This window comes from Sphingomicrobium marinum (genome assembly GCF_026157105.1).
Taxonomy (GTDB): domain Bacteria; phylum Pseudomonadota; class Alphaproteobacteria; order Sphingomonadales; family Sphingomonadaceae; genus Sphingomicrobium; species Sphingomicrobium marinum.
Genome location: NZ_JANPVQ010000001.1, coordinates 1,189,261 through 1,212,380 on the forward strand (window position 1 = coordinate 1,189,261; position 23,120 = coordinate 1,212,380).

Below are 23,120 nucleotides of genomic sequence, written 5' to 3' on the forward strand. Positions count from 1 at the left end.
CCGACAGCCCGCGTTGAGACTTGAGTTTAAGCGTACGTCGGCTACTATAGACGTGCAGCGTGTCGAAAATGCTAGGCTAGGGCGCCGTAGCCGGATCCGGCGCCCAAATTTCACGACAACCTAGCGCTGCACGCAACTGAAGCGGTCCCTGACGTTCGTCTCCGTGCCCTACTCAAGACAGCCAGCTATCCATAACTCTTGGTAGATGCAACACAGGTGGAACACGCGCCCCACGAACCGTGTAAATTCTAGGGAAAAAAGCGGAATCATAATCCGCGTGTCGGGGGTTCAAGTCCCTCCTCCGCTACCATTCTTTGATATTTTCGACGGAATAGTTGCCCGGTGTCTTCCTGTCGGCGCCATTTGGCCGCTGGCCTACTGACGCAGTGGCTATAGTCGCCCTTCCTCGGGCCAAGGCTGGGAAAAGAAATGGGCGGCCAACGACCGCCCATATCCTGATTACTACGCCATGGGGAAGTAATAGAGTCTTACTGTCCTTTCGTAGCCTTCGTCGAAGTTCGGATCTTCACTCGAGCTAAAACGAGGCGGCTCATTCTTTTCGAGATCATCCTTTGACAGCGTCTTCAAGCGATAACCGCCCTTGCTTGTGTCGTAATCCAGAGCGTCCCACGGGAGAGGTGTATAATCTTCTCCCATTCCAAACAGACCTCCTGAACCCATTACGACGTAGCGGACGCGCCCGTCATGCTTTGTAAGCATGACCTTTTTGACACTTCCGACCTTCTCGCCGTTGCGATCGAAAACGGTAGTTCCTTCCACCTTGTCAGCCGAGATGAGATTTTGGCTTTCGTCGCGTGTAAGAATGTCTTCTCTTTCTCTTTCAAATGTCGTCGTGGCCATTTCCTTTCTCCCTCTAGTTCACTAGTGCCGGCGCGCCTTTGCGCCGATGCAGTATCAACGCGTCGAAAGATGGAGAGTTCTTCGTTATATCATTGATTTCATTCGAGTTATCGCGCGGACAAAGTGCGCTCGAATAAAATGGCACTTATAGGGGCGATCTGAGATAAGCAGGCGTGACCAAATCTCGCACGCTAGGGTGTCTCGGCGCCTTATTCGCGATCTACCTCGGGATGATCGTCACCATGCCTTTCATTTCCGCAGGCTACGGCGACAGCCTGGTTGAGCGAGTGTTGAGCGCCATTTTTATGCCATTCATGATGTTCATGCCCTTCGCGCCCCCGATCATCTTTGCGGTTTTCTTTGACCAGGTTGGGTCTGACAAAAGCCCCCTGAAGCGAGGCGCCCGTGTAGGCTCTGGGCTGCTGCTGGCGCTAGGAATGATGTATGCTTCATTTGCTTTCGCGATGGCCGGACGGTTCGTCGTCTTGACGGGGGCCGACGGCATAATCGTCTCAGGGCTCTTGCTAGTCTCCGCCGGTTTGGCGGTAATCGGCTTTCGACGCGCGTCGCCCACGATCCGGGAACAGTGATTTGCGTGTCGGGGGTTCAAGTCCCTCCTCCGCTACCATGTTTTGCAGGCAGAAGCCGCACCGCGCTGCGATCTTGTTGCCAAGGCGCGCATCCTAATTCGTTTCGCCGCGACCGTCATGCCGGTCGGTCGCAGCGGACCCCCTCGCAAAAAATTCAGAAAACGTCCAACCGATAGAGCGGCTGCTCCGTATCTAGCTTGTCGGACCACTAGGGTGCGGCTGCCCGCATTGCACCAATGCCAACGCACATGAATGCATAGGAGCCAGTTAATGCGCACCTCCATCAAACCACTATTGGCAGGGGGAGCGCTACTTGGCGCTGCGGCCCTTGTCTTCCAATTGGGCGGCGAACCCATCGTCGCAGCCGATCACCTCGATCCGCCGCAACGCACGAGCCCGGACGCAGATGACACGCCTGATACCGCTGCCGACATCGCCGATCTCTATGTCTTTTTCGATGGGACGACGACCAAGCTCATCCTGACATTTGCTGGCCCGGCCCCGACTGACCAGCCCGCCACATTCGACCCCGATGTGCGCTACTTCATCAACGTCTCCAACGATACCGATCGCGCAACGGTCGAAATTCCCATTCTCGTTCAGTTTGGCGAGGATGATAGCCAGCCGGGCGACCAGTTTGGCGTGCGCGTGAGCGGGCTTCCTGGCGTCACAGGCGACATTATCGGACCCGTCGAAACGGACCTCATGCAAGACGGCGTTACCGTTCGCGCGGGTCTCTTCGATGATCCGTTTTTCTTCGACCTGCAGGGTTTCCGGGAGACGCTCGATACCGGCACACTTAGCTTCGACTCAAGCCGTGACTTCTTTGCCGGTCAGAATCTGACTGCAGTGGTGATCGAAATTCCCAACAATAGCCTCGCACAAGGCAACAACGTGATTGATGTCTGGGCGGAGACGCTCCGGCTCGGAGGGCAACTATAATGACCAACAGCAAATTCAAAACTATCTTGGCACCGCTGGCGCTGCTAGGCGCGTTGGCAGCTTGTGACGGCGAAAATAACAGTCGCGCCCCGGATTCGCTCGTCAATCCGCCGCCCCCACCTCCGCCGATGCCCACCAGCTTTGACCCGACGCCATGCCTGGAACAGGAAATCCCCGGGACAGGTGGCATCACCGTCGCTGACGCAGTCATTCCCGACACCTTGACGGTCAACTATACTGCGGCTTCGGGCTTCCCCAACGGCCGTGCTTTGCCCGATCCTGTCATCGATGTGACGCTGGCGGTCATTTTCCTCGACCTTTCGACGAATGGGCCGGCCACTCTGGCAAACCTGCCGCTCAATCCGTCGGCGAACGATCTCGCGTTCCGGTCAAACTTCCCCTACCTCGCCCCGGCGCAGGGTACACCGCCCGCAGCCGATACATCGGGACAGGCCTTCTCGTTCGACCTTCAACCAAATTCATCTTATGTCCGGGTGGACCGCATGGGTATGCCTGCGGTTTCGACCGCGCTGATCCCGACTGACGGGAAGATCGAGTATAACGATGCGGGACCGGCCGACGATCTTGCCGGTGAGTTCGTGCCCGAACTCTCGATGGTCCTGACCGACCTCACCAATGCCTTGGCAGATGATCTGACAGCTGCGGGGCTAACCCCTTGCGCGCAGCCTATCTAGGCACCTGTCAGGCTAGGGGCCCGCGTGGTGGGTTGCGGGCCCCGTTAATCTCCCCGGAGGCTTGCTATGACCCATTCGAGTTCTCAGATCTGGACGCTGCGTCTCATCGCCGCCTTGCTTGTCATCGCGGCTTTGATTGCCCTGACGCGACCAGGGGAAGCTGACGAATTCGCTTCACTATCCGAGCTTACCGGAAAAGCATTTGGTCCGGCTGCCTTTGAAGATGCCTTGGCACGCGCTGACCGAGACGTCCGGCAATCGGCGGAACGGCAAGTTCTGCAGAGCGACGGTTGGCTCGCCAGCGAAAGCCATGCCATGGCCCTACACCGGCGGGCACAATTGACAGCTGATTTTTCGGATTTGTCAAAGTCATATGCGCTCTTGAAGGCGGCGCGGTCAAATGCGCCGGATGGAAGCGGGCCAGCACTTTCGTCGGCAGTGGTTTCGTTTGCCCTTCACCGACAAGCAGAAGCCGCAGCGCATCTCGACAGGCGGGATGGCCTTGCCGTTCGGGCGTCGAAGATCGAACAGGCCGAAGTCCTCTCGTTGCGCGGCGACCTGGCGCTTTATTCGGGCGACTATGATCGCGCAAAAAGCAATTTTCGAAGAGCGCTGGCGCTCGATTCAGGTGTTTCGTCGGTCATCAGGCTCGCGAACTACTATCAGCGCATGGGAGAACGTGAGGCTGCCCTTAGAGTGCTGGCCGCAGGCGCCAGTCAGGATGTCACGCCGCGCATCGCTTCTCTGTATCTACTCTACGCAGGTGGCGTAGAACTTAAACGCGGTCGTTGGGACGAAGCGCGCGACTATTTCGAAAAGGCCGAAGAGATTTTCCCCGGATATTGGCTGGCCAGTGCGCATATCGCGCAACTTGACGGTGCACAGGGCAACCCCGCCGCCGGAGAAATACGCTATCGCCAGATCCTGAAGAAGCATGAAGAGCCGAGCGTCATGTCGGCCTATGCGGCATTATTGTCTTCGCAGGGGCGCGACGTCGAGGCCAAGGCGCTCGAGGCGCGTGCGCTCGCTATCTTCAACGAACGCGCTCGCGAGTTTCCCGAAGCCTATGCTGATCACCTGCTCGACGCTGCGATAGGACGCGGGGACGGGACGGCTGCACTTAAATATGCCAGAGCCAATCATGCCAACCGGCCTTATGGTGATGCCAAGGTCGGCGTCGCCCGCGCACTTGTTGCGGCGGGCCGGCCGCAAGAAGCCATCGAGATGCTCGATCATGTGGAAGCTAGTGGCTGGCGTTCGACCGAGCAATACATGGCCCGTGCCGATGCATGCGAGGCGCTTGACCGTGGAAAATGCGCGCGCGCCGCAAGACGCGACGCGGAGCGCTTCAATCCGAAAGCGCTTGATCCAGGGTCGGACCTGCTCGCCTTTGGCAACCATTGAGCAGCATCCATTTCGAGTGGATCGAAGGCCTTGGGAACTTGCCGTTGCGGCAACGCGGCGCTCGGGTGGATCGCGAACATCCATGCTGAATAGTGTCGAGTTTGTAACGAGCCAATGACTAGGCGGCGGTAGTTTCTTACTCTACGCACGATAGCGATGGCCAAAAAGGACTCTCGATCTTCCAAACAAGCTCGCGATGAACTCGTCGCGGCAATTGGCTTCACAGCTAGTGGAGATCGGGCCGCTCTGAAAAAGGTCTATGATCGGACCAGTGCTAAACTATTCGGGATATGCCTGCGTATCTGCAAAGAGCGGGAAATTGCAGAAGATGTATTGCAGGAAACATACCTCAAAGTCTGGCGCAGGGCGGGGCGCTATGATGCCGCCAAGGCGAGTCCGATCACATGGCTGAGCATGATTGCCCGCAACAGCGCGATCGACGCTGTGCGACGGCGCAGATCCACGATCGGGGACGAAGCCCTAGCGATAGAGCGTGTCGCCGACGACGCGCCGCTGCCCGACCGACTAGCCGAGGCGGGGGAGATCCGCGAGCGCATCGAGGATTGCCTGGAAGAGCTCGACAGCGAACATCAGAAATGCATTCGCCACGCCTACTTCGATGGGCTGAGCTATTCGCAGGTTGCCGAGCGTATCGGAACACCGCTGGGTACTATCAAGGGCTGGATGGCCCGGTCGATGAAACGGTTGCGGAAGTGTCTCGATGACCGATGACCCGCAGAAAGATCCGGTAGTCACTGCCGCCGAGCTGGCACTCGGGTTGCTGGAAGGAAGCGAGTTGGCCGATGCCAATCGTCGATTGCTGGCCGATGCCGATTTCGCCGAGCTGGTCGACTGGTGGCACCTCAAGTTTGCACATTTGTCACGGCAGTTCGATGCCGTCCCGCCGCCATCATCTATTTGGCCGGCCATCGACAGTCATTTGGCCGGGCAAGACGATATCCCGGCCATTGCCGTGCCGACCGGCAAGGGTTGGCGTAAGCGTGCTGCAGGATTTCTGGGCTTCATGCTCGGCGTTGCTGTCATGCTCTATGTCGACAAGGGCACGGACTTGCTCGGACCAAGAGTCGTCGAGGTGCCAGTCGAACAACCTGTGTCCGTCACGCCGCAGCTTTTCGCTGCCCTCGATGGCGGAGAGACGGGCCCTGATATTTCAACGCGCCTCGACCCGGCCAGCCGCAAACTCGCCGTCCAGATCGCCGGCGTCCCTGAAGCCGAGCTTGGCCCGTCGCGCGCGCCCGAACTATGGGTCGTGCCGGCTGGCGGCGCGCCACAATCACTGGGCTTGTTGCCGTATCAGGGTGGCTACTCGCGCGAACTCGGTGAAGCCGAGGCAGCTTTGTTCGCAGCCGGGGCCACAATCGCCGTGACATATGAAGAGCGAGATAGCGCCCCGCATTCGGCCCCAACGACCGACATTGTGGCTGCCGGCCAACTCATCGAAATCTGATCCGCGCGCGGGAATATTTGTCGATGTCAGACGGGCGGCGAATTCAATCTTCGCTACGTAGACACGTCTATGCGCATCTCCCGTTGAAATCATAATCCGCGTGTCGGGGGTTCAAGTCCCTCCTCCGCTACCATTTTCCAACCTTATTGCTTCGGTCCGCCGTTGGAGGGCCGGACGTGCAATTCCCCACCAGATTGCGTTGTATGCCGCGCCTGAAAAGAGCGCGACTTCTTCTGTGAGATAGGGAATGTCCGGAAGCGGTAGAAATCTCGCATAGACAGCGCACCCAAGGGCGAACCAGATAGCGCCTAAAACAGAGAATATTCGCTTGTGTCGCTCGAAGAGCCGCACGATATCGTCCAACAACTGCTGCACTCCATATCTGTTTGCTCGGCCCTGCCTACCAGGTTGAACAATAGACGATCTAGCTTGCCGCTACCATTTCTCTAGTCGATGAAGTAATGTTCATCCACGGAGGTGCAGGATGACTGATGAAATCAGTCCGGTCGCCAATGGCGATCGGTGCAGAGTGGTCGCTGGCACGCACAAGGGTCGTAGCGGCACGGTCGAGGACCTCAATCGCAGCAAGGGCGGCAACATCACAGTCACGGTACGAGACGAACATCAGGAGCGCTTCAAGACACTCGCGTGCAATGTCGAAAAAGCCTAACCTGAATCTCGTTCACGAGCACGAGCAGGCGCCAAGCTGATTGATTGGAGGCAAAATGAAGGTATCGATAGCGGTCGCGGCTACAATCTCTCTTGCAGGCTGCACTACTCTTCCTCCGGCCAGTCAACACATTGATGTCACGAAAACGATCGTTTCATCGGTTGAACGAGCCACTCCCGGAATGATGGCTGCGGCCTATGCAGCATTTGATAACCCAGGGGCTCAAGATACGCTTATAGAAGTCTCTTGCGATTGTGCGGATCGCGTGGAAATCCATCATATGGTTGGAGAGGGCGAGGATCGGAAAATGGTCGTCGAACCCACGTTTCCGATCACCGCCAACAGCGAATCCCTGATAGAGCCTCCCGGTCTTGAATGGCATCTCATGCTCATGGATGTTAAATATCCGATCCCGGTTGGGACCGAAATCGAAATGACCCTCGTGTTCCGGAATGCGGGGCCCAAGAAGTATCGCTTAAAGGCCGTGAATGGCACCCGCGCTGCTTGGGACGCCTACGACGACTGACACCAAGCGAAGTTCTGCATGCACCCGAAGGATCTCGGCCGCTTCGAGGCGCACCTGAACAGCGGCTCCCAACTACCTGAAGCTATTCCTCGTCGGTTATCCGCACCATTAGGTGCGCATAGGGCGTGCCCTTCCACATGACATAAACCGGGTCTTTGGGATCGGTCGAAATGCCCTCAAGCATCGCGGCATGGGGAGGATCAGCATCATGTGCGGCCCTTCCTTGACCCAATCATTGTCTTCGGTCGGTTCGGTCGCCCGTGGATCGATATTGCTGACCCCCGGCGCATCGCCTTCGCCCGCAAGCATATAGGTTACGCCGAAGCCATCTGGCTTGAAGGGCTCGTCCGCCATGAATGCGGCCAGCATGGCGTTCCAGGTAGCATCGTTGCACATCGGCCCCATTGCAGTGCTCTCGGGAATGCAGGTGAAGCCGTTGGTGCCCGCGCGCAACACATTGCCGTCATGATCAACGATCGTCGCGGCATCGGTCACCGAGGCTGGAGCGGCGCTGGCCGCGCTGGCGATCATCGCTTCTTTGTCGTGCTCGTGCGCATGATTGTCGGCCGCAGCGGCATGCGGATTGGCGACCAGCATGGCAAGAATGGAAGTCAGAGTGAGCATGTGCATCTCCTTCGCGTCGAAATGGTGACGAGGAGACAAACTCCAATGCTCCAATGATAGAAGGCGTTTGCGCACGCTACGGGCCTTGGAGGTCCCTCGAACCAACGGCGTTTTATAAACAAAATGTGGTCGAAATTCCTTCCGCGTCGGCGGACATGGGTAGCCGAGCCAACGGCAGTTTGCTTCGCAGTGGGCGAGGCTAGTTCACCGGCCAACCGCAGGAGGCGTCACGAATTGTCCTGGGCGCGCCTTTGCGTCAAACGCCTCTTGAAGGTCAGGCCGCCCGGTTATGGCTTCGAGGTCAGGGGGGGCATCATTCGAAAAAGTGATGAGCGCTTCCGGATTCTCAGACGCCTCAACGATGAGCATATTTTCAGAGGACATCGCCCGCCTAGGGTAACGAGGTTCGCCGACAATATCATACCGCATGCGGACGCCAGCGATCGGCTGTTCAATCCTAACCTCGATACCAAAATTGGGTTGATCTCGGTGCTGGCTACGAGACTGCCCTCCCTCAAGCTCCTGCGCGGAACACGCCAACGACACCGCAGGAAGTGCTAGAAGCAATGACATTGGGTCTAGTGCCATCTCATCCCCCTCAGGTCTCAGATTCGCATAGCCGTGAGCATTATGGTATATAAAAACATGTCAAAAAGATAGTTAGCGTAGACTGTTCATAGCGTGCTCGCAAACACGATCTCTTGAAGCAATTTAGGGGGATGAGAGATGTCTCTGAAATGTCTAACAGCTTTGATCATATTAAGCTTGAGCTTGATCAGCGCGCCAGCGGCAGCCCAAAATGGCAAGGGGAACGGAAAGGGCAACGGCGGCGGCGGTAGCGAGCCTCCTGCGGCGTTCGAACCCGCCATTGGATATAGATATGAAGGTCGTGGATTTACTGACATTCGGCTAGCCAACCGTGCAGGAGATCAAGCCTGCACAGTGTTGCGCTTCGAAGATGGCGGTCCCCGCTTAAGGGGATTCGGACTGGACGCAGCCAATATGCGTCTCGCCTACGGGCTTGGGAATGATGCTATTTACTTGGCGACCCTGACCTACGTAGGAGAAAATCCATGTCCGGTTGCACTCGAGGAAGATACCGAACTAATCGGCCCGACCTCTAGTAACTCCTTCGATTTTATAGATTTCTCTCCGGACGGCGCTTTGGCGACTTGGACTGAGAGTGACGAAGACTATACCGGCTTGGGAAGCTCAGGCATCATAGCAATCTATGATCTCGAAACCGGCGAAACCACGCATCTCACTTTGGAGCAGTGGCACAATGAACCACGACCAGAGTGGGGTACTAACGGCGAGTGGGCCGTTGGCAGCATACGGTTCAGCCCTGACTTCGCCGCGACCAACGAGATAATCTTTTCGGGGGCGCCCCTTAACGGCTACCAGGGAGCTTACAATAGCATCTGGGCTTACAACATCAACGAGATGGCTGCTCCGAGAAAAATCTACGATGGCGCGGGCATTTGGATTGATGCAATTGTGACAGTCACCAACCCTCAAGGCATGGGAGAGCACAGAGTAGCGTTTACTGACAATGACACTGGAAATATGTTGCAGGTAAGAGTGAGCGATGGTGTCCCTGTAGAAACCTTCCCGGCATCTGAGCCCGCGTATAGCTGCGACAATTCAGAATTGATCCACAACGGGGGGAGGCGAAAGATCTACATTACCTCTGCCGATGGCACGTCGTCCCAACGCTGGGGTGGGTCTGGTATGCGTTTCTTCGATTGGTTTTGCCCTGGCACTGCACCGTAGCGCTACACGTTTCGTAATTCTTCTCTCTTGGCGAGAGACGTGTTGATCTTCGAGAAGTCTATTTTTCATAGCTCTTGAGACAGGATCGTCTTGGCGAAAAACGACGCAAGGGGCTCGCCCGTTGCAGCGCAGCAGCCAACACGAAGATGTGGCCGAGCGCTTGTCCGTCACCCGGGGGTGATCAGTAAAAATGCACCGATGACGGGAGGTCCGGGATTTCAGCACCGTCCATCGTCGCTTCGACCGCTTCCAGTGCGGCGCGCAAACTGCGCTCGACGACCGGCTTGTGCATACATCCGAGCGCAAAGGGTCGACCTTCATCTCCAGGGCAATTCCCCGTCGAGAATAGCACCGGGATCCCGCGGTCTTTCAGTTGCTCGGCAACCTGCAGGCCGCTTTCCCCAAAACCCAATTGGATATCCACCAACGCGATGTCCGGCCGATGGTCTTTAGCGGCCTCAAGCGCCGATTCCAGATTGTCGGCATGTGCGACGGGGACGTGACCGGCTTCCTCGATCATGTACTCGAGATCCATCGCGACAAGTGCTTCGTCCTCTACAATAAGTACATTCAGTGCAAGCTTGCGCTTTGGAGATTGTGATGTGCTGCCCGTCATTTATCGGTCTTTTCGACTGGTATCTTGATATCGAACTGGGCGCCCTCCGGTCGTTGCGGCAGTGACAATTCTCCTCGTACCTGACGCAAAAGCGAAGTGACTATCTTCATGCCCAGCCCATCGGATTTCGCAGGGTCAAATCCGTCGGGCAAGCCAACGCCATCGTCCTTGATGCAAAGGGCGACATGATCGCCTTTGTTATCCAGCCCGATGAAAACTTCTCCGCCCTTTTCGGGCGGGTAGGCATATTTGATCGCATTCGTAATGAGTTCGCTGACGACAAGTGCCAGTGGTACGGCCTGCCGGAGATTCATGACGATCCCGCGATCAATGGCGGTGCGCAGCTCGATATGCTCGCTCGAACTCATCGACTGCATGGCTTCCTCGGCAAGATCGGCGAGATAGTCTCCGAAATCGACATGGTCGTGGTCGCTGGTTGCGTAGAGACGCTGGTGCATCGCGGCGATGACCGCGACCCTGTTGCGCGCCTCCTGCAAGCTTTTTTCAAGGTTCGCATCATCGGCCTTGCGCGCCTGCAGTGTCAGCAACGATGTTACCACCTGAAGGCTGTTTTTCACCCGATGATTGACCTCGTGGAGCAGGATATCCTTGGTTCTCAAGGCCTCGGCCAGTTCGGCAGCCCGCTCTTTCTCGTCCGCGATATTCCGGACTTCGATGATCGTCCCGATGGTGTTCGATGCTTCGTCGCGGATGGGCGACGCTGTAAAGTGAACGGGATAGAATGATCCGTCGCGATGGACGAAAATTTCTTCGCCTTCAGTCTGCGCGTTTTCGGGGAACGCGCGGTCGATCGGGCATTCCTCGAGCGGATAGTGCGACCCGTCGGGACGGGTATGATGAATGACATCGTGCAGGGCCTTGCCCTGCAGCTCGTCGAACGAATAGCCGGTCAGGTCTTCAGCCGCTGCGTTGGCGTACACGCAGAACTGACGCTCATCCATCAGGAAAACGGCCATGCGCGTGTTGTTGAGCACTGCATCAAAACGCCGACTAATATCTATTAAAGCCGCTTCGGTCTGTTTGCGATCCTGGATTTCGGTTTGCGCCGCCCTGTAAAGCCGCGCATTGTCGATCGCGACGGCCGCTTGTGCAGCGATGCCGACCATGAGACGCTCGTGCCGCTCCTTGAACTGGCCCTTGGCGGGGTGGCCGAAAAACAGGCCGCCGATCACTTCGCCCGAGCGCGATTTCACCGGTACGGCCAGATAGCTGGTTACCGGAAGGTGGCCTTCCGGCATGCCTTTATGAGGTGCGTTGCGGCCATAGCGCGGGTCGGTGGTGATGTCGTCCGAACGCACGATGCCGTCGCCATCAAAAGTCGGCGCAAAAATGTCGGTCTTACGCGGCATAGGAAATTGCTCGAACGCTTTTCGATCGACCCCCGATAGGGTGTAGAGCATATACGATTCGCCGTTGGGCTCGTTGACGTTGTAGAAAAACGCTCCGAACTCGGCCCCGGTAAGTTTTACGCCAGCGTCGGTAACCTCCTGGACCACCTGGTCCAAATCCAGCTCTCCGGCAATCACTTCGCCCGTCTGGTTGAGCTTTTCGAGAGTCTGCCGCTCTTCTTCGAGGGCCGTTTCGGCCTGTTTTCTTTCGATAATGACCGCGGCAGTACGGATCACGAAATCGACAAGTTCGATGTCAGCGGCGAGCGGTTCTCTCGGCTGGCGATGATACATCGCAAAGGTGCCGAGCAAATCGCCTGCTGCGGACATGATGGGAATCGACCAGCAGGCAAGCAGACCGTTCTCTAGCGCCAAATCTTTGAAATCGGCCCATTTGGGGTCTGTACGCACATCGGAGACGAAAACCGGTTGGCGTTTGAAGGCTGCCGTTCCGCACGAGCCCGCCTCGGGACCGATCTCGATGCCGTGGATCGCGTCATTATAGGCTTGGGGAAGGCTGGGTGCGGCACCGTGGAGCAGGTGCTTACCGTCTTCGTCGAGAAGAAGGATGGATCCGATGACCTCGGACTGCGACTCCTCTTCTACGGCGTGGATCAGCATGCTGAGCAACTCTTCGAGCCCCTCATTCTGGAACGCCGATTCAAGGAGTCTGCTCTGAGTCGCTTGGTATCGCTCGGCTCGCGTGCGGGCCGTAACATCGGTTCCCTGGATAAAAATCCCGGTCACCTTGCCTGCCTCATCGATAATGGGCTGGTTCACGAAGTCGACGAACATAGATTCTTCGCGATCCGCCAGATGCACTTCCATGGCCTTGCCGGAATAGGCCTCGCCGGTCCGGAACACCTCATTAAGAATGTCGAGGAACCCTTGTTCAGCGGCTTCCGGCGCTACTTCAGCAACGGGTTTGCCGATGATATCCCGGTTGCCGATCAGTTTGCGATACGCGGGATTGGCCAACTCGAAGATATGATCGGGACCACGAAGCACGGCCATGAAACCCGGCGCTTGCTCGAAAAGGTTCGCGAGCAACTCCTTGTTGATGGCAAGCCTAGGTTTTGCCTCGACCCGTTGATCCATGATTGGCTTGCCCCCTTACTCTTGCAACAAAAGCCGCCATGTTATGTGGTTCGCGAAAGAACGCGTCACGGGTGTGTTGGTTTCCCTAAAAATTCTCGCTTTGAGACGAGCGCTCGCTGCCATGGGGTATGGTGAAGATCGGATTGCTGAATTCCCTCGAGCGAGAGCGCGGTTCCTTCTCCAACCATACTCCAAATACAAGCGCCGGATTAGCGTAGTTATATAATTTATGGTAAGTGCCCCCGGCGTCATTCAGACGTTAACGGGGAGAAGCACATGAAATCGCTCGGAATGATCATCGTGGCGGCGAGCGCCACTCTGGCAGCGCCAGCTACCGCTCAGCATTGGTCGGATAAACAGACGGAAGTCTGGCAAGCAGTTGCCGGAAGCTGGGAACGCAACGTCGACAACGGCGCATGGCATACTGACATGTTGGCGAATTCTTATGGTTGGGGTGGCAACGGCGTCGTTCCAAATTCAAGGCAGGATATTCAGCGTGCCAGCGGCATTTTCGGGGCCGAAGGCAAAGTGCTCAATTACCGTTTGAGCCCGATGAACATCTCGGTGCATGGCGACACCGCATTGGTCCACTATTTCGCGGAAATTGTCGAAACCGACCATAAGGGCGATCGCGAGAACAACACCGAACGGTGCAGCGATACGCTCGTCAAGGACGACGGGCGCTGGAAGTTCCTGGGGTGGGGTTGTGCAAGTATCGGCGACGACTAATCGAACATCTGGCCGGGCGTAACTGCCCGGCCTTAAACCGTAACGCGCTACTGCACGTCTTCGGCTGGGCCACCGTCTTCTGCCGAGCGATATTTGATTGATAGAGCCGATAGCGGGGCGGTGAGTTTGAAGGTGAGGCCGCTGGGCTCGTAATCGAGCGCCACGTGTCCGCGCGTCGTGGATCGCACGGCGCTGTCGATGACGGTGGAGCCAAAGCCCTTTCGGTCCGGCGTGCTCACGGGCGGGCCACCGCTCTCGACCCAAGTCAGTTCCAGCATTTGCGCATCGTCCTGCCCATCGACAAGGCGCCAATCGATCGAGACGCATCCTTCATCATTCGACAGCGCACCATATTTGGCGCCATTGGTGGCCAGCTCATGCAGCGCCATACCGACGCTTTGCGCCGCCGCCGCGTTCAAGTGGACGGTCGGGCCATCGATCGAGATCCTCTTGTCGAAGAGGTGATCGAAGTGCCCAAGTTGCGCGCGGATCAGGCTTCTGAGCCGGACGCCAGCCTTGGGATTTTCAACGAGCAGATCGTAACTGGCGGCGAGCGCGGCGATCCGGTCTTCGAACCGCGCAATGTAGCTTTCCGGCCTCGAGGCTACGGTTTGCCGGGCAATGACCTGGATGATGCTTAACAGGTTTTTGGCGCGGTGATTGACCTCGCGCATAAGCAGGCGTTCGCGCTCCTCGGCCATCTTGCGTTCGGTGATGTCGTAAATCGACGCGAAAAACACATTATCCGTTCCACCGAAATACTGCAGGCGCACGGAAACATTATAGTGCGAGCCATCCTTGCGTTGGTGGATCGTCTCGAACTCCAGGTAGGGGACTTTGCCGGCTTTCAGCGGCTTCACGAAGTCGCGGAACTGCGTTTCGCTATATTCGGGCTTGATGTTCCACGGCGTTAGTTCGCGCAGTTCCTTGAGACTGAATCCCAGGTTATCGCGCGCACCGCGATTGACGAGTTCGAAGGTATAATCGTCGCCATCGAATACGAAGGCCTCGCTGACCGAATCCTCGACGATCCGCCCCATGCGTTCATTAGCCGATGCGGTTTCGAGACGTTCGATCTCCGCGGCCGCGCGACCAGCGAACATTGCAAGGATCTCGCGCGCGACCTCGGAATCGTCGATCGTTTTATCGTCGAGTGCGGCGATCAACCCGATAACATCGCCGGTCGAGGCTCGAAGGGGGATGCCGACATAGCTTTCGGCGCCCATCTCGCTGAGCAAGACGTCATCCGGAAAAAGCCGTTGCACGTCGCTCGAATAGCAGCACGCGCCATCACCGATGATCTCTGCACAAGGTGATCCGGCCAGATCGTACGACATGTTGGCCGCGGGACCGTCGTTCCAGACGGCTAGCGTGTTCGCTTTGCTGGGCTCGCGTTCGGAGGGGCGACTGAGAAACACCCAACGCACATCGAGCGATTGCGCAATGGCTTCGACCAGAGCCGGGAAAAACTTACTGCCCACCAGGTCCGCGCTCGCGGCGAGCTTCTCCGTCGCTTTATCGATTGAGATTGATCGCGAGTTCTCTCGAAGCAGTGATTTGGCCAACTGCGTTTCCCTTCGGAAACGAACTTACGGCCAATAAAGTCCACAGGCAAAAGATTTCGCCAGCACGTGGGGCGAGGTCAGATCGTAAAGACAATCCCGGCTTCGGCGCGATGCTCGGCATAGTTTGCCGATACCAGGTTCGAATTTCGGTCGGTGTATCGATACGTAAGCTCCGCGCGCATATTGTCGCGCACGCCGAACTCGAATTCGCCCCCGACGCGAAATCGATTTTCGGTCCGCGGCTCGCCGATTGAGGGTGTGATGACAGAATAGTCGCGTTCGCGATAATCGCTGGTGAGCTTGACCGTCGGCCCATTGGCCGCCTCGTTTAATGGATGCTTGAAGGTCAGCGAAGCGCTGACGCCTTCGAAATCGAGCACGGGGTCTACTGCATCTTCGCGCTCGACCTGCGCACCGGCGAGGAGATAGCCGCGGCCCTTCTTGTGAAAGCGAAACAGATTGATGCCGACCTGCGATACGCTCGCGTCGCGATGATCTAGGTCGGTGAACGTTTTTTCTGCAATGCGAAGGTGCCCGCGCACGAAGATGTCGTCCGCAAGAAAAGCGCTTACGGACGGCGATGCCGATACCAGATTGAGGAATGGGTCGCCTGCCAAACGGATATGCGTGGCATCGGCGCGCAGTCCGATCCTGACTTTCCCGATAGTGTGGGTGACGGACGCATCGACACGGTGGGTCTGCAGGTTGAATTCGTCGAAGTCTGCGTAGAGCGACTGACCGAAGTCGTAACTGACCTTTACGTCGAGCGCGTCTGTGTCGACCGGCCTGAATTCGAGGTTGGCGCCTAACTTTAGTCCGGCATCGCCCGCTTCGCGCGACACGTCAGCCTCTTCGATGACCAGCTGGCTATCGTAGAAGGTCGATGCCTTGAAGGTTGCTTCCCAACGATCTTCGGCTTGCGCAGAAACAGGGATGGCAAGGCCCATGATCGTCAAGAGAAGCGCCTTGCAGCGCGAAAAGGCGTACGATTCGGTCATACGAGCGCTTATCGTCGCAAATCATTGAAGGAAGGTTAGGGGCTCCTTAACCGCCCCTAGAGCGGCACGTCGCCCAGGACGTCGTCAACTGCTTCTTCGACGGTTTCTTCGACGGCTTCTTCAACCGCCTCTTCTACAGTCTCTTCGACGGCTTCTTCAACAGTCTCTTCCACGACTTCCTCCACCGTTTCTTCAACGGTTTCGGCAACGGCTTCTTCGACGGTTTCAGCGACAGTCTCTTCGACGGTCTCGTCAACGACCGAAGCGACTTCGTCGACCGTCTCGCTTACCGATTCTTCGATCGTGTCGTCGATGACGGATGCGACTTCCTCGATCGTGTCACTGACCGATTCCTCGATCACATCATCGGCGACCGCGGCAGCTTCCTCGACGGTCTCGGCTACCGTTTCCTCGACGGCTTCCTCAACGACCGATGCGACTTCCTCAACCGTTTCTCCCACTGCCTCTTCGACCGTATCGTCCACGACTTCCGCTACTTCCTCGACAGTCTCGCCGAGGACGTCTTCGACCGTGTCGTCGACGATCGCGGCGACTTCCTCGACCACCTCGCCGACAGTCTCGTCGACGGTATCGTCAACGATCGCTGCGACCTCCTCAATGGTGTCGCCGACCGACTCCTCCAGGGTGTCATCGACGACTGCAGCAACTTCCTCGACCGTCTCGCCGACGACGGTATCGACCGTATCGTCGATCACGCTGACCACGTCGTCGACGCTGGTGTCGACGACTTCCGTCACGGCTTCAACGGAACTTTCGGCAACGGCTACGACTTCGTCGACGCTTTCCTTCACGACTTGTTCGTCGATGACTTTCACGGCGTCGGTCGCTTCCTTGGAAGTGTCTTCGACCGCTTCCTTGACACTGCTTTCCGCGGTGTCGGCGGTCTCTTCGATCTGCTTGCTCGCATCGACATCGGTTGCCGTCGCTTCCACGGCGGTTCGGGCTCCCGCGAGATGGAAGACATCTTCATTGCCGTCCTCGACGCTTTCACGGGGCAGTGCGGCGCTGGTGGGCGCAGAAAGCACGCTGCCGCTGCGTTCGGCTTCGCCAGGTTCGAGATCCGATCGCTCGCGCTGTTCGCGCTCGATCGAGACGTCAGCGGGCGTAAGCACGATTTCGCCGCTGCGTTCGAGATAGATCGTCGCGATATTGCCGGCGGCGACGTCACGCTTTGCAAGGCGATCGGCGGTGCTGACCTCTACGACGCCTTCGGTCACATGCACCGATGCTCGGTCGGCCTCGACAGTAATCGTGAACTGGGTGCCTTTCACCACCGCGGCCAGCAATGGCGTTTCGACTTCGAAATGCGGCTTTCCTGTGGTCTCTACATCATAGAACACGGACCCGAACCATTGTTTCAGGCGGGTAAAGCCGTCCGCTTTCTTTTCGGCTGGAATGGCGAGACGGCTGTTGGCGTTGACCAGCAGATAGTCGCTTCCGTGCGTCAGCATGGCCCGACCATCGCGGCCCGTTGCCACCGTGTCACCGGCGTGCAGGCGCGCATCGACGTGCAACGACGCGGGCTGCATTCCTGATCGGATAACCTCGACGTGTCCGGATTTCTGCGTGACGGTCCAGGCGCCGTCACTGGCAAGCGCTGGTGCCGCGATAAAGAACAGCAGCAGTCCAAAAAGGACTCGGATCTGCGAGACGAGTTTCTGTGTCATACTCGCAGGATTAAGTCATCAAGGGTAACGATCGTTAACCGAGCGGAGTTATCGAAAATTTAACCGTCTACGTGGCTGAGATCATGCGACAAATTGCCGTTCGGAGTTGCGGCAAAGATCGATGATTTCGTCCGCGGTGAGGGGCTTTCCGATGAGATAGCCTTGAATCTGGTCGCAGCCGATGCCGCGCAGTTCTTCGAGCGTTGCCGCATCTTCCACGCCTTCGGCAACGACGGTCAGTTCGAGCTCGTGCGCCATGTCGATGGTCGAGCGTACCAGAACACGGTCGCTTTCCCTTGTCAGCAGTTCGGTAATGAAGCTTCGATCAATCTTGAGCTCCTGCACCGGCATCTTTTGGAGGTAGGAGAGGGTGGATAGCCCCGTTCCATAATCGTCGATCGACAAGCGTAGTCCCAGCGCGCGCAGGCGGTCGAGGCTGGCGAGGGCCTGCTCGGGTGATCGAATGAAGGCACTTTCGGTTATTTCCAGAGTCAGCACGGCTGGATCGATTTTTGCCGCCTCGATGATCGCAGCAACGTCATCGACGAAATCCGGCTTGGCGAGATCGACCGGCGAGATATTCATCGAGACATGAAGCGGCGTACCGTTCCGCTGCCAGGCTGCTAGCTGCGAGACGATTGATCGAAGGGCAAAGAGCGTGACTTCGGTAATCATTCCGGTGCTTTCGGCCAACGGAATGAAGCTGTCGGGCGGTACATTGCGACCGTCGGTGTCGGTCCAACGGATCAACGCCTCGGCCGAAACGATGCGATTTTCATGGAGCGAATATTTGGGTTGGTAGGCTAACCATACCTGGCCGTTGTCCATCGCGGCGCGCAGTTCGCCCATCAGCCCCAATTCGCGGCGTAGTTCTGGTTGAGCCCCGCCTTCGACAGCAACAAGGTGACCTTCGCGGCGTGCAGTTTCCGCTGCTGCAAGCGCGCGCTCGATGCGTAGGACACCATGAGCGGCGATCCCTGCATCGACGCCGTACGAAAGCTGCACATCGACGGGGCCTTGTGACGTCGAGACCGCTTGGCGAAAGACCTCGTTCATTGAGGAGATGCGGCCCTCTACCGAGTGACCGTCGGCGTCGTGGTCGATCCACCCGATAAGTTCGGGGGCGATCCGGTAGATCGGTGTACCCAGCTGCGCGGATAAGCGGCCTGCGATTTCGAGCACGACTTCGTTGCTGGCGGCGGTTCCCATGCCTTCGCGTATGTCGCTGAAGCGCCGGATCGATGCCACAACCAGGATCGCGTCGCGCGCATTACCTTCAAGCGCTTCTTCGATGGCAAGCCTGTTGGGCAGCGCTGTGTCGGCATCGGTGCGCGCGCGGTCGTGAATGTGACGTCGCACGGTCAAAACCAGTTGGACAGCCGCGCAGAGGACAAGGGCTGCGAGCCACGGCGCGCTCTCGATAGAAAGCGGCACCATTGCCTGCACCGCGACAGGTGCTGCCAAAAGTGCCAGCAGTCCGAAACCTGCCATCGCGGCATATCGCACTGGTTTGACGCCCGTGCGCGGGCGCCAGAGAAATGCAATGAGCAATATTCCTGCTATCGTGACCGGCCAGCCTGTGCTGGCCAGCGCCCGACCTTGGACAAGCGATTCCGCCGCCAACGCCTGGACAACGACTCCCGACATGATGCCGTGTACGGGAACAGCATATCGGTCGCCCAGCTCGATCGCAGTGCTCCCGACGATTATCCGCTTGTTTTCAAAGGCGTGTCCCGGAACGCGGCCTTCGACGACATCGACGAAGGCGTGGCGCGGGATCGATCGAGGGTCGATCGACCAGTCGGGTCGGAACGTACGATCGCCCCAATCGCTGTTTTGCGCCACGACCGTGGCCAGCGATGGCGTCACCTGACCGTCGATATGCGTGGCCGCCGGATAGTCACGCACCGTGCCGCCAGCGTCGGGATAGATGTTCACGGCACCAACCCAGGCGGCACTGAATGACTCCATCGGCCGATTGATGATCGCGCTTTCCTGCCCGTCGCCGCGGCGCGCCCGCGAATAAAAAATCGGTAGCACGACCTTGCCCGACCGCTCGATCGCCGCGGCAAAGTCCGCGTCGCCTTGATGCGATGGCGAGCTGAAGTCGACATCGTAGGCGATCGTCGATGCGCCCGCGGCCGTCAGGCGGTCCACCAGATCGGCGTGGAGCGATCGCGGCCACGGCCATTGCTGCAGCTCGGAAATGCTACGCGAATCGATCTCGACAATCACGACGTCGCCAGTCGCTGCGCGATCGAGCAGGCGTGCGCGTCGGTCCTCGAGCCAGTGCTCCAAGGGCGACAGCATCGCCAGCGCCCATAACGCGGCAATGACGGCGGCGATCAGCAGCGCGTTCAACTTGTCGCTGTGGCGATGAAAGATGTCGTTGGCTCGCAAACTAGTAGGCCCCGCTATCGCCGAGTCCAACGGGTGCGGCGAACGCCTGCGCAACCGGCATATGTAAAATTCTCCGCCATGCGAAAAGCGGTAAGCAAAAATGCCTAATTTAGTCTTATTTTATGCACGTACGCCGGGGCGCTCGGCCAACTCGGTACGGTCAGAATGGACTTCGCCTCAAGCGGGCTAGTGTGCCGGATATCGCTCAAGTGGTCGCAAGCCTGAGCAGCGCGCCGTCGGGCACGCTCAGGCGCTGGGCATCTCGGCGCCGACTTTTTCGAGCAATTCCTCGAAGTCTTCCTTCACGTTGACCTGTGTCGAGCCGCCAAAATTGAGTACGCAGCCGTGCGGCGCCTTGGTGAAGAACAAGACCGTCGACAATTGGACGGCGACTTTGGAGCCATCGCTTCGATTGAGGATGACGAAGTCGGATTGGTCGGCCATGGCTCTTTCCTTCACGAAACTGCTGCCGACGACATGCGCCAGGGCGCGGCTGTTCGCAATCCAAAAGAAGTAGAGATTAGAGCTGCGAGACCGTTAGAGCTTGGTCAGCACCGGCTTGGGTGCATCATCGCCGATCAGGGCGATAACGCCCATCAGGAAGGGCGCACCATTACGGTCGATACATCGCCCATAACTACGCACTCGCTTGCGCCGGCCGGTTTCGCCGATGAGCGTGGCTTCGAACACGAAATCCTGCTCGCGTTGGCGCGCCGCATCGACGACATCGCGGATGTGCTGCTCATCTTCCCTGGCGAAATAGGAAAAGGCGCTTTCCAACCCAATTGGCGTATTGGGCGCCACGTCATGGATCTTGTACGTCCCTTCGGACCAGTACACATCGCCGGTGAGGACAGAAACCATCCATGTTCCCATACCGAGATCTTCTTCGAAGTCGCTGATAATGCCTTCGAAGGACGGCGGCATGAGCTGGATGACCTGCGCGCTATCGCCGGCCTCGTATGAGGACGGCCCAAGGTCAGCAGCATCATCTTCAGGCCAGAAATGTCGCTTTTCTGCGGGCAACCTGCTCTCTTCCTCCAGAACACACGATAGCACAGTGTTCTGTCTAGGGGAGCTACAGGGCCCGGCGCCAACAAATTACGGTCCGCTTTGGACGAGAGCGCTCACGCGTCCTCTTCGACTTTCAGCACACCGCGATTGATCTGGTCGCGCTCGATGCTTTCGAACAACGCCTTGAAGTTGCCTTCGCCAAAGCCTTCATCACCCTTGCGCTGGATGAACTCGAAGAACACCGGGCCAAGTCGCGTTTCCGAGAAAATCTGCAGGAGCAGGCGCGGGGAGCCGCCTTCGGTCGTTCCGTCGAGCAGAATGCCGCGCATCTTGAGATCCTCGACATTCTCGCCATGGCCAGGAAGGCGCTCGTCGAGCATTTCATAGTACGTTTCTGGCGGCGCTGTCATGAAGGGAACGCCGGTTTCCTTAAGCTTGTCCCAAGCCGCGATGAGATCGTCACAGATCAGTGCGATATGCTGGATGCCTTCGCCGTTGAAATCGCGCAGGAATTCCTCGATCTGGCCCTTGCCGCCTTCGCCTTCCTCGTTGAGCGGAATGCGGATCTTGCCGTCGGGCGCCGTCAGCGCCTTGGAAGTCAGCCCCGTATATTCGCCCTTGATGTCGAAAAAGCGGATTTCCTGGAAGTTGAACAGGCGCTCGTAGAAGCGGGCCCAGTGCGCCATGCGGCCGGTGTAGACATTGTGGGTAAGGTGATCGACGACCTTGAACCCGCAGCCTTCGGGGTGCTTCTCCACCCCGTCGAGATATTCGAAGTCAACGTCGTAGATGTCGATGCCGTCTTCGCCATAGCGATCGATGAAATAGATGACCGATCCGCCGATTCCGCGAATGCCCGGGATGTAGAGCTCCATCGGGCCGACGGCGCTGTCGACGGGCTCTGCACCCCGCGCCAGGACGTGCTCATAGGCCGCTGCGGCATCGCGGACGCGAAATCCCATGGCGCAAGCGCTCGCACCATGTTCGGCGGCGAAAAAGGCTGCGGGAGTGTCAGGCTCGTAATTGGCGAGAAAGTTGATGCCGCCCTGACGCCACAGATCGACGTCCTTTGACCGATGCCGTGCGACCTTGGTGAAGCCCATGCTCTCGAACACTGGCTCGAGAATGCCTTTTTCGGGTGCGGTAAATTCAACGAATTCAAAGCCATCAAGGCCGGCGGGGTTGTCGAACAGGTCTGCCATCTTGTCCTCTTGTCTGTCTTCGCGCCGCATCTACTCCGGCACTGGCAGCCGTGCAAGCTTAGCGGATCGCGCACGAAAAACGGGCGGTCCCCCCAAAAGACCGCCCGTTCCCCCTAGAAGCTTGGGAAAAGCGATGAAGCGTTATCGCTTAATGTTCGCGCTTGAACAGCATCGCGCGAAATCCGCGATAGATCATTTCATCAAACGCCTTGAAACCAAGCTTGCGTGCGATGCAGATCGAGGCCTTGTTTTCATGATGGATCATGCAAACCGTGCGTGTCGCGATCAGCCGGTCCTCGGTAAATTCGAGCGCGGCATAGGCAGCTTCCGAGGCATAGCCCTGGCCCTGGAAGGGCTTGGCAATGGTCCAGGAAGCTTCCGGGTGACGATCGAAATCCTCGCCCAGCTCGCGGTGGAAGTCACCATAGCCGACCTCGCCAACCAATCGTCCCGTTTCCTTCTCGAACACCGCAAACAGACCGTAATCAAGGAGCGCCCAATGGCCCGCCTGGCGCAGCAAGCGCGTATAGGCTTCATCGCTCGTCATCGGCCCGCGGGTCGAATAGGTCCAGCAATCGGGATCGGCCAGCATCACTGCATAGGCATCGAAATCCTCCAGCTGGAGCGGGCGCAACGTCAGTCGCTCGGTTTCGATAAAGGCTTCGGCAAAGAGTAGCTCCTTGGCGACATCCTTTGAAATCTCCCGCATCCTGGCATGGGCCAACATGCCACTCACGCGCGGGCTGACTTCGATTGGTTCGGTCCCGTCGAGAACAGGAAACGCGGGTTCACCGCCAATATACGCAGCGGAGCGCCCGCCCTGTTCGTTGTTACGCAACGATCTGCTC

Annotated in this window: 22 protein-coding genes; 10 read left to right on the top strand and 12 right to left on the bottom strand. The window is 58.0% G+C overall.

The features are described 5' to 3' along the window. Window positions 1–462: 462 nt before the first annotated feature. Window positions 463–861, bottom strand: coding sequence for a PRC-barrel domain-containing protein (locus NUX07_RS06000; protein WP_265529605.1), 399 nt, complete (start codon window positions 859–861; stop codon window positions 463–465). Between the two features lie 230 nt (window positions 862–1,091). On the opposite strand from NUX07_RS06000, the gene NUX07_RS06005 reads away from it, so the two are divergent. The 8 genes from NUX07_RS06005 to NUX07_RS06040 all read left to right on the top strand — a co-directional run bounded on the left by NUX07_RS06005 (window position 1,092) and on the right by NUX07_RS06040 (window position 7,156). Further along, window positions 1,092–1,451, top strand: coding sequence for a hypothetical protein (locus tag NUX07_RS06005; protein ID WP_265529607.1), 360 nt, complete (start codon window positions 1,092–1,094; stop codon window positions 1,449–1,451). A 270-nt stretch (window positions 1,452–1,721) separates the two neighbouring features. Beyond that, window positions 1,722–2,393, top strand: a complete 672-nt coding sequence (locus tag NUX07_RS06010) for a DUF4331 family protein (RefSeq protein ID WP_265529608.1) — start codon at window positions 1,722–1,724, stop codon at window positions 2,391–2,393. Beyond that, complete coding sequence (locus NUX07_RS06015; protein WP_265529610.1) at window positions 2,393–3,088, top strand: DUF4331 family protein; 696 nt, start codon at window positions 2,393–2,395, stop codon at window positions 3,086–3,088. Before NUX07_RS06010 ends, NUX07_RS06015 begins: the two co-directional genes overlap by 1 nt. 114 nt (window positions 3,089–3,202) lie before the next feature. Then, window positions 3,203–4,492 carry a tetratricopeptide repeat protein gene (locus NUX07_RS06020; protein ID WP_265529611.1) on the top strand — a complete coding sequence of 430 codons (1,290 nt, stop codon included), beginning with the start codon at window positions 3,203–3,205 and terminating at the stop codon, window positions 4,490–4,492. 156 nt (window positions 4,493–4,648) lie between these two features. Next, complete coding sequence (locus tag NUX07_RS06025) at window positions 4,649–5,224, top strand: sigma-70 family RNA polymerase sigma factor (RefSeq protein ID WP_265529612.1); 576 nt, start codon at window positions 4,649–4,651, stop codon at window positions 5,222–5,224. Next, window positions 5,214–5,960, top strand: a complete 747-nt coding sequence (locus NUX07_RS06030) for an anti-sigma factor (protein ID WP_265529613.1) — start codon at window positions 5,214–5,216, stop codon at window positions 5,958–5,960. The genes NUX07_RS06025 and NUX07_RS06030 overlap by 11 nt, the downstream gene beginning before the upstream one ends. Before the next feature lie 484 nt (window positions 5,961–6,444). Next, the gene (locus tag NUX07_RS06035) at window positions 6,445–6,630 is read left to right on the top strand and encodes a KOW motif-containing protein (RefSeq protein WP_265529615.1); all 186 of its coding nucleotides are present in this window, start codon (window positions 6,445–6,447) and stop codon (window positions 6,628–6,630) included. 55 nt (window positions 6,631–6,685) lie between these two features. Next, a complete protein-coding gene (locus NUX07_RS06040; RefSeq protein ID WP_265529617.1) occupies window positions 6,686–7,156 on the top strand; it encodes a copper chaperone PCu(A)C in 471 nt (156 codons plus the stop codon). Between the two features lie 108 nt (window positions 7,157–7,264). Here NUX07_RS06040 and NUX07_RS06045 read toward each other — a convergent pair whose 3' ends face one another. Beyond that, window positions 7,265–7,855: a hypothetical protein gene (locus NUX07_RS06045; RefSeq protein WP_265529619.1), complete on the bottom strand. Its 591-nt coding sequence runs from the start codon at window positions 7,853–7,855 to the stop codon at window positions 7,265–7,267. 690 nt (window positions 7,856–8,545) lie between these two features. Here NUX07_RS06045 and NUX07_RS06050 point away from each other — a divergent pair. Continuing rightward, window positions 8,546–9,553: a hypothetical protein gene (locus NUX07_RS06050; protein WP_265529620.1), complete on the top strand. Its 1,008-nt coding sequence runs from the start codon at window positions 8,546–8,548 to the stop codon at window positions 9,551–9,553. Window positions 9,554–9,734: 181 nt separating this feature from the next. On the opposite strand, the gene NUX07_RS06055 is transcribed toward NUX07_RS06050, so the two are convergent. Together NUX07_RS06055 and NUX07_RS06060 are read right to left on the bottom strand one after the other, a co-directional pair. Continuing rightward, window positions 9,735–10,169 (bottom strand): response regulator, encoded by a 435-nt coding sequence (locus tag NUX07_RS06055; protein WP_265529622.1) that lies wholly within the window; start codon window positions 10,167–10,169, stop codon window positions 9,735–9,737. Continuing rightward, window positions 10,166–12,676 carry a GAF domain-containing protein gene (locus tag NUX07_RS06060; protein WP_265529624.1) on the bottom strand — a complete coding sequence of 837 codons (2,511 nt, stop codon included), beginning with the start codon at window positions 12,674–12,676 and terminating at the stop codon, window positions 10,166–10,168. Before NUX07_RS06060 ends, NUX07_RS06055 begins: the two co-directional genes overlap by 4 nt. A 276-nt stretch (window positions 12,677–12,952) precedes the next feature. Between NUX07_RS06060 and NUX07_RS06065 the strand changes: the two genes are divergently transcribed. After that, window positions 12,953–13,405, top strand: coding sequence for a nuclear transport factor 2 family protein (locus NUX07_RS06065; RefSeq protein ID WP_265529626.1), 453 nt, complete (start codon window positions 12,953–12,955; stop codon window positions 13,403–13,405). A gap of 47 nt (window positions 13,406–13,452) precedes the next feature. Here the strand turns inward: NUX07_RS06065 and NUX07_RS06070 are convergent, their stop codons facing one another. From NUX07_RS06070 to NUX07_RS06105, 8 genes are all read right to left on the bottom strand, one after another. Beyond that, window positions 13,453–14,886, bottom strand: a complete 1,434-nt coding sequence (locus tag NUX07_RS06070; RefSeq protein WP_265529628.1) for an HWE histidine kinase domain-containing protein — start codon at window positions 14,884–14,886, stop codon at window positions 13,453–13,455. A 161-nt stretch (window positions 14,887–15,047) separates the two neighbouring features. After that, complete coding sequence (locus NUX07_RS06075) at window positions 15,048–15,968, bottom strand: porin family protein (RefSeq protein ID WP_265529630.1); 921 nt, start codon at window positions 15,966–15,968, stop codon at window positions 15,048–15,050. A 56-nt stretch (window positions 15,969–16,024) separates the two neighbouring features. Next, on the bottom strand, window positions 16,025–17,656 hold the full coding sequence (locus NUX07_RS06080) for a FecR domain-containing protein (RefSeq protein WP_265529632.1): 1,632 nt from the start codon (window positions 17,654–17,656) through the stop codon (window positions 16,025–16,027). A gap of 81 nt (window positions 17,657–17,737) precedes the next feature. Further along, entirely contained in the window at window positions 17,738–20,056 is a 2,319-nt protein-coding gene (locus NUX07_RS06085) for a putative bifunctional diguanylate cyclase/phosphodiesterase (protein WP_265529634.1), read from the bottom strand. Between the two features lie 246 nt (window positions 20,057–20,302). Then, window positions 20,303–20,500, bottom strand: a complete 198-nt coding sequence (locus NUX07_RS06090) for a hypothetical protein (RefSeq protein WP_265529635.1) — start codon at window positions 20,498–20,500, stop codon at window positions 20,303–20,305. Window positions 20,501–20,593: 93 nt separating this feature from the next. Then, window positions 20,594–21,082, bottom strand: a complete 489-nt coding sequence (locus NUX07_RS06095; RefSeq protein ID WP_265529636.1) for a hypothetical protein — start codon at window positions 21,080–21,082, stop codon at window positions 20,594–20,596. Window positions 21,083–21,183: 101 nt separating this feature from the next. Further along, window positions 21,184–22,272, bottom strand: coding sequence for a 4-hydroxyphenylpyruvate dioxygenase (hppD, locus tag NUX07_RS06100; protein WP_265529637.1), 1,089 nt, complete (start codon window positions 22,270–22,272; stop codon window positions 21,184–21,186). A 148-nt stretch (window positions 22,273–22,420) separates the two neighbouring features. After that, window positions 22,421–23,110, bottom strand: coding sequence for a GNAT family N-acetyltransferase (locus tag NUX07_RS06105; RefSeq protein WP_265529639.1), 690 nt, complete (start codon window positions 23,108–23,110; stop codon window positions 22,421–22,423). Window positions 23,111–23,120 lie beyond the last annotated feature (10 nt).

Excerpts from the sequence above, each read along its gene's own strand:
- NUX07_RS06000 (WP_265529605.1), bottom strand. The coding sequence starts at position 861 with ATGGCCACGACGACATTTGAAAGAGAAAGAGAAGACATTCTTACACGC.
- NUX07_RS06005 (WP_265529607.1), top strand. The coding sequence starts at position 1,092 with ATGATCGTCACCATGCCTTTCATTTCCGCAGGCTACGGCGACAGCCTG.
- NUX07_RS06010 (WP_265529608.1), top strand. The coding sequence starts at position 1,722 with ATGCGCACCTCCATCAAACCACTATTGGCAGGGGGAGCGCTACTTGGC.
- NUX07_RS06015 (WP_265529610.1), top strand. The coding sequence starts at position 2,393 with ATGACCAACAGCAAATTCAAAACTATCTTGGCACCGCTGGCGCTGCTA.
- NUX07_RS06025 (WP_265529612.1), top strand. The coding sequence starts at position 4,649 with ATGGCCAAAAAGGACTCTCGATCTTCCAAACAAGCTCGCGATGAACTC.
- NUX07_RS06030 (WP_265529613.1), top strand. The coding sequence starts at position 5,214 with ATGACCGATGACCCGCAGAAAGATCCGGTAGTCACTGCCGCCGAGCTG.
- NUX07_RS06035 (WP_265529615.1), top strand. The coding sequence starts at position 6,445 with ATGACTGATGAAATCAGTCCGGTCGCCAATGGCGATCGGTGCAGAGTG.
- NUX07_RS06040 (WP_265529617.1), top strand. The coding sequence starts at position 6,686 with ATGAAGGTATCGATAGCGGTCGCGGCTACAATCTCTCTTGCAGGCTGC.
- NUX07_RS06055 (WP_265529622.1), bottom strand. The coding sequence starts at position 10,169 with ATGACGGGCAGCACATCACAATCTCCAAAGCGCAAGCTTGCACTGAAT.
- NUX07_RS06060 (WP_265529624.1), bottom strand. The coding sequence starts at position 12,676 with ATGGATCAACGGGTCGAGGCAAAACCTAGGCTTGCCATCAACAAGGAG.
- NUX07_RS06065 (WP_265529626.1), top strand. The coding sequence starts at position 12,953 with ATGAAATCGCTCGGAATGATCATCGTGGCGGCGAGCGCCACTCTGGCA.
- NUX07_RS06075 (WP_265529630.1), bottom strand. The coding sequence starts at position 15,968 with ATGACCGAATCGTACGCCTTTTCGCGCTGCAAGGCGCTTCTCTTGACG.
- NUX07_RS06080 (WP_265529632.1), bottom strand. The coding sequence starts at position 17,656 with ATGACACAGAAACTCGTCTCGCAGATCCGAGTCCTTTTTGGACTGCTG.
- NUX07_RS06090 (WP_265529635.1), bottom strand. The coding sequence starts at position 20,500 with ATGGCCGACCAATCCGACTTCGTCATCCTCAATCGAAGCGATGGCTCC.
- hppD (WP_265529637.1), bottom strand. The coding sequence starts at position 22,272 with ATGGCAGACCTGTTCGACAACCCCGCCGGCCTTGATGGCTTTGAATTC.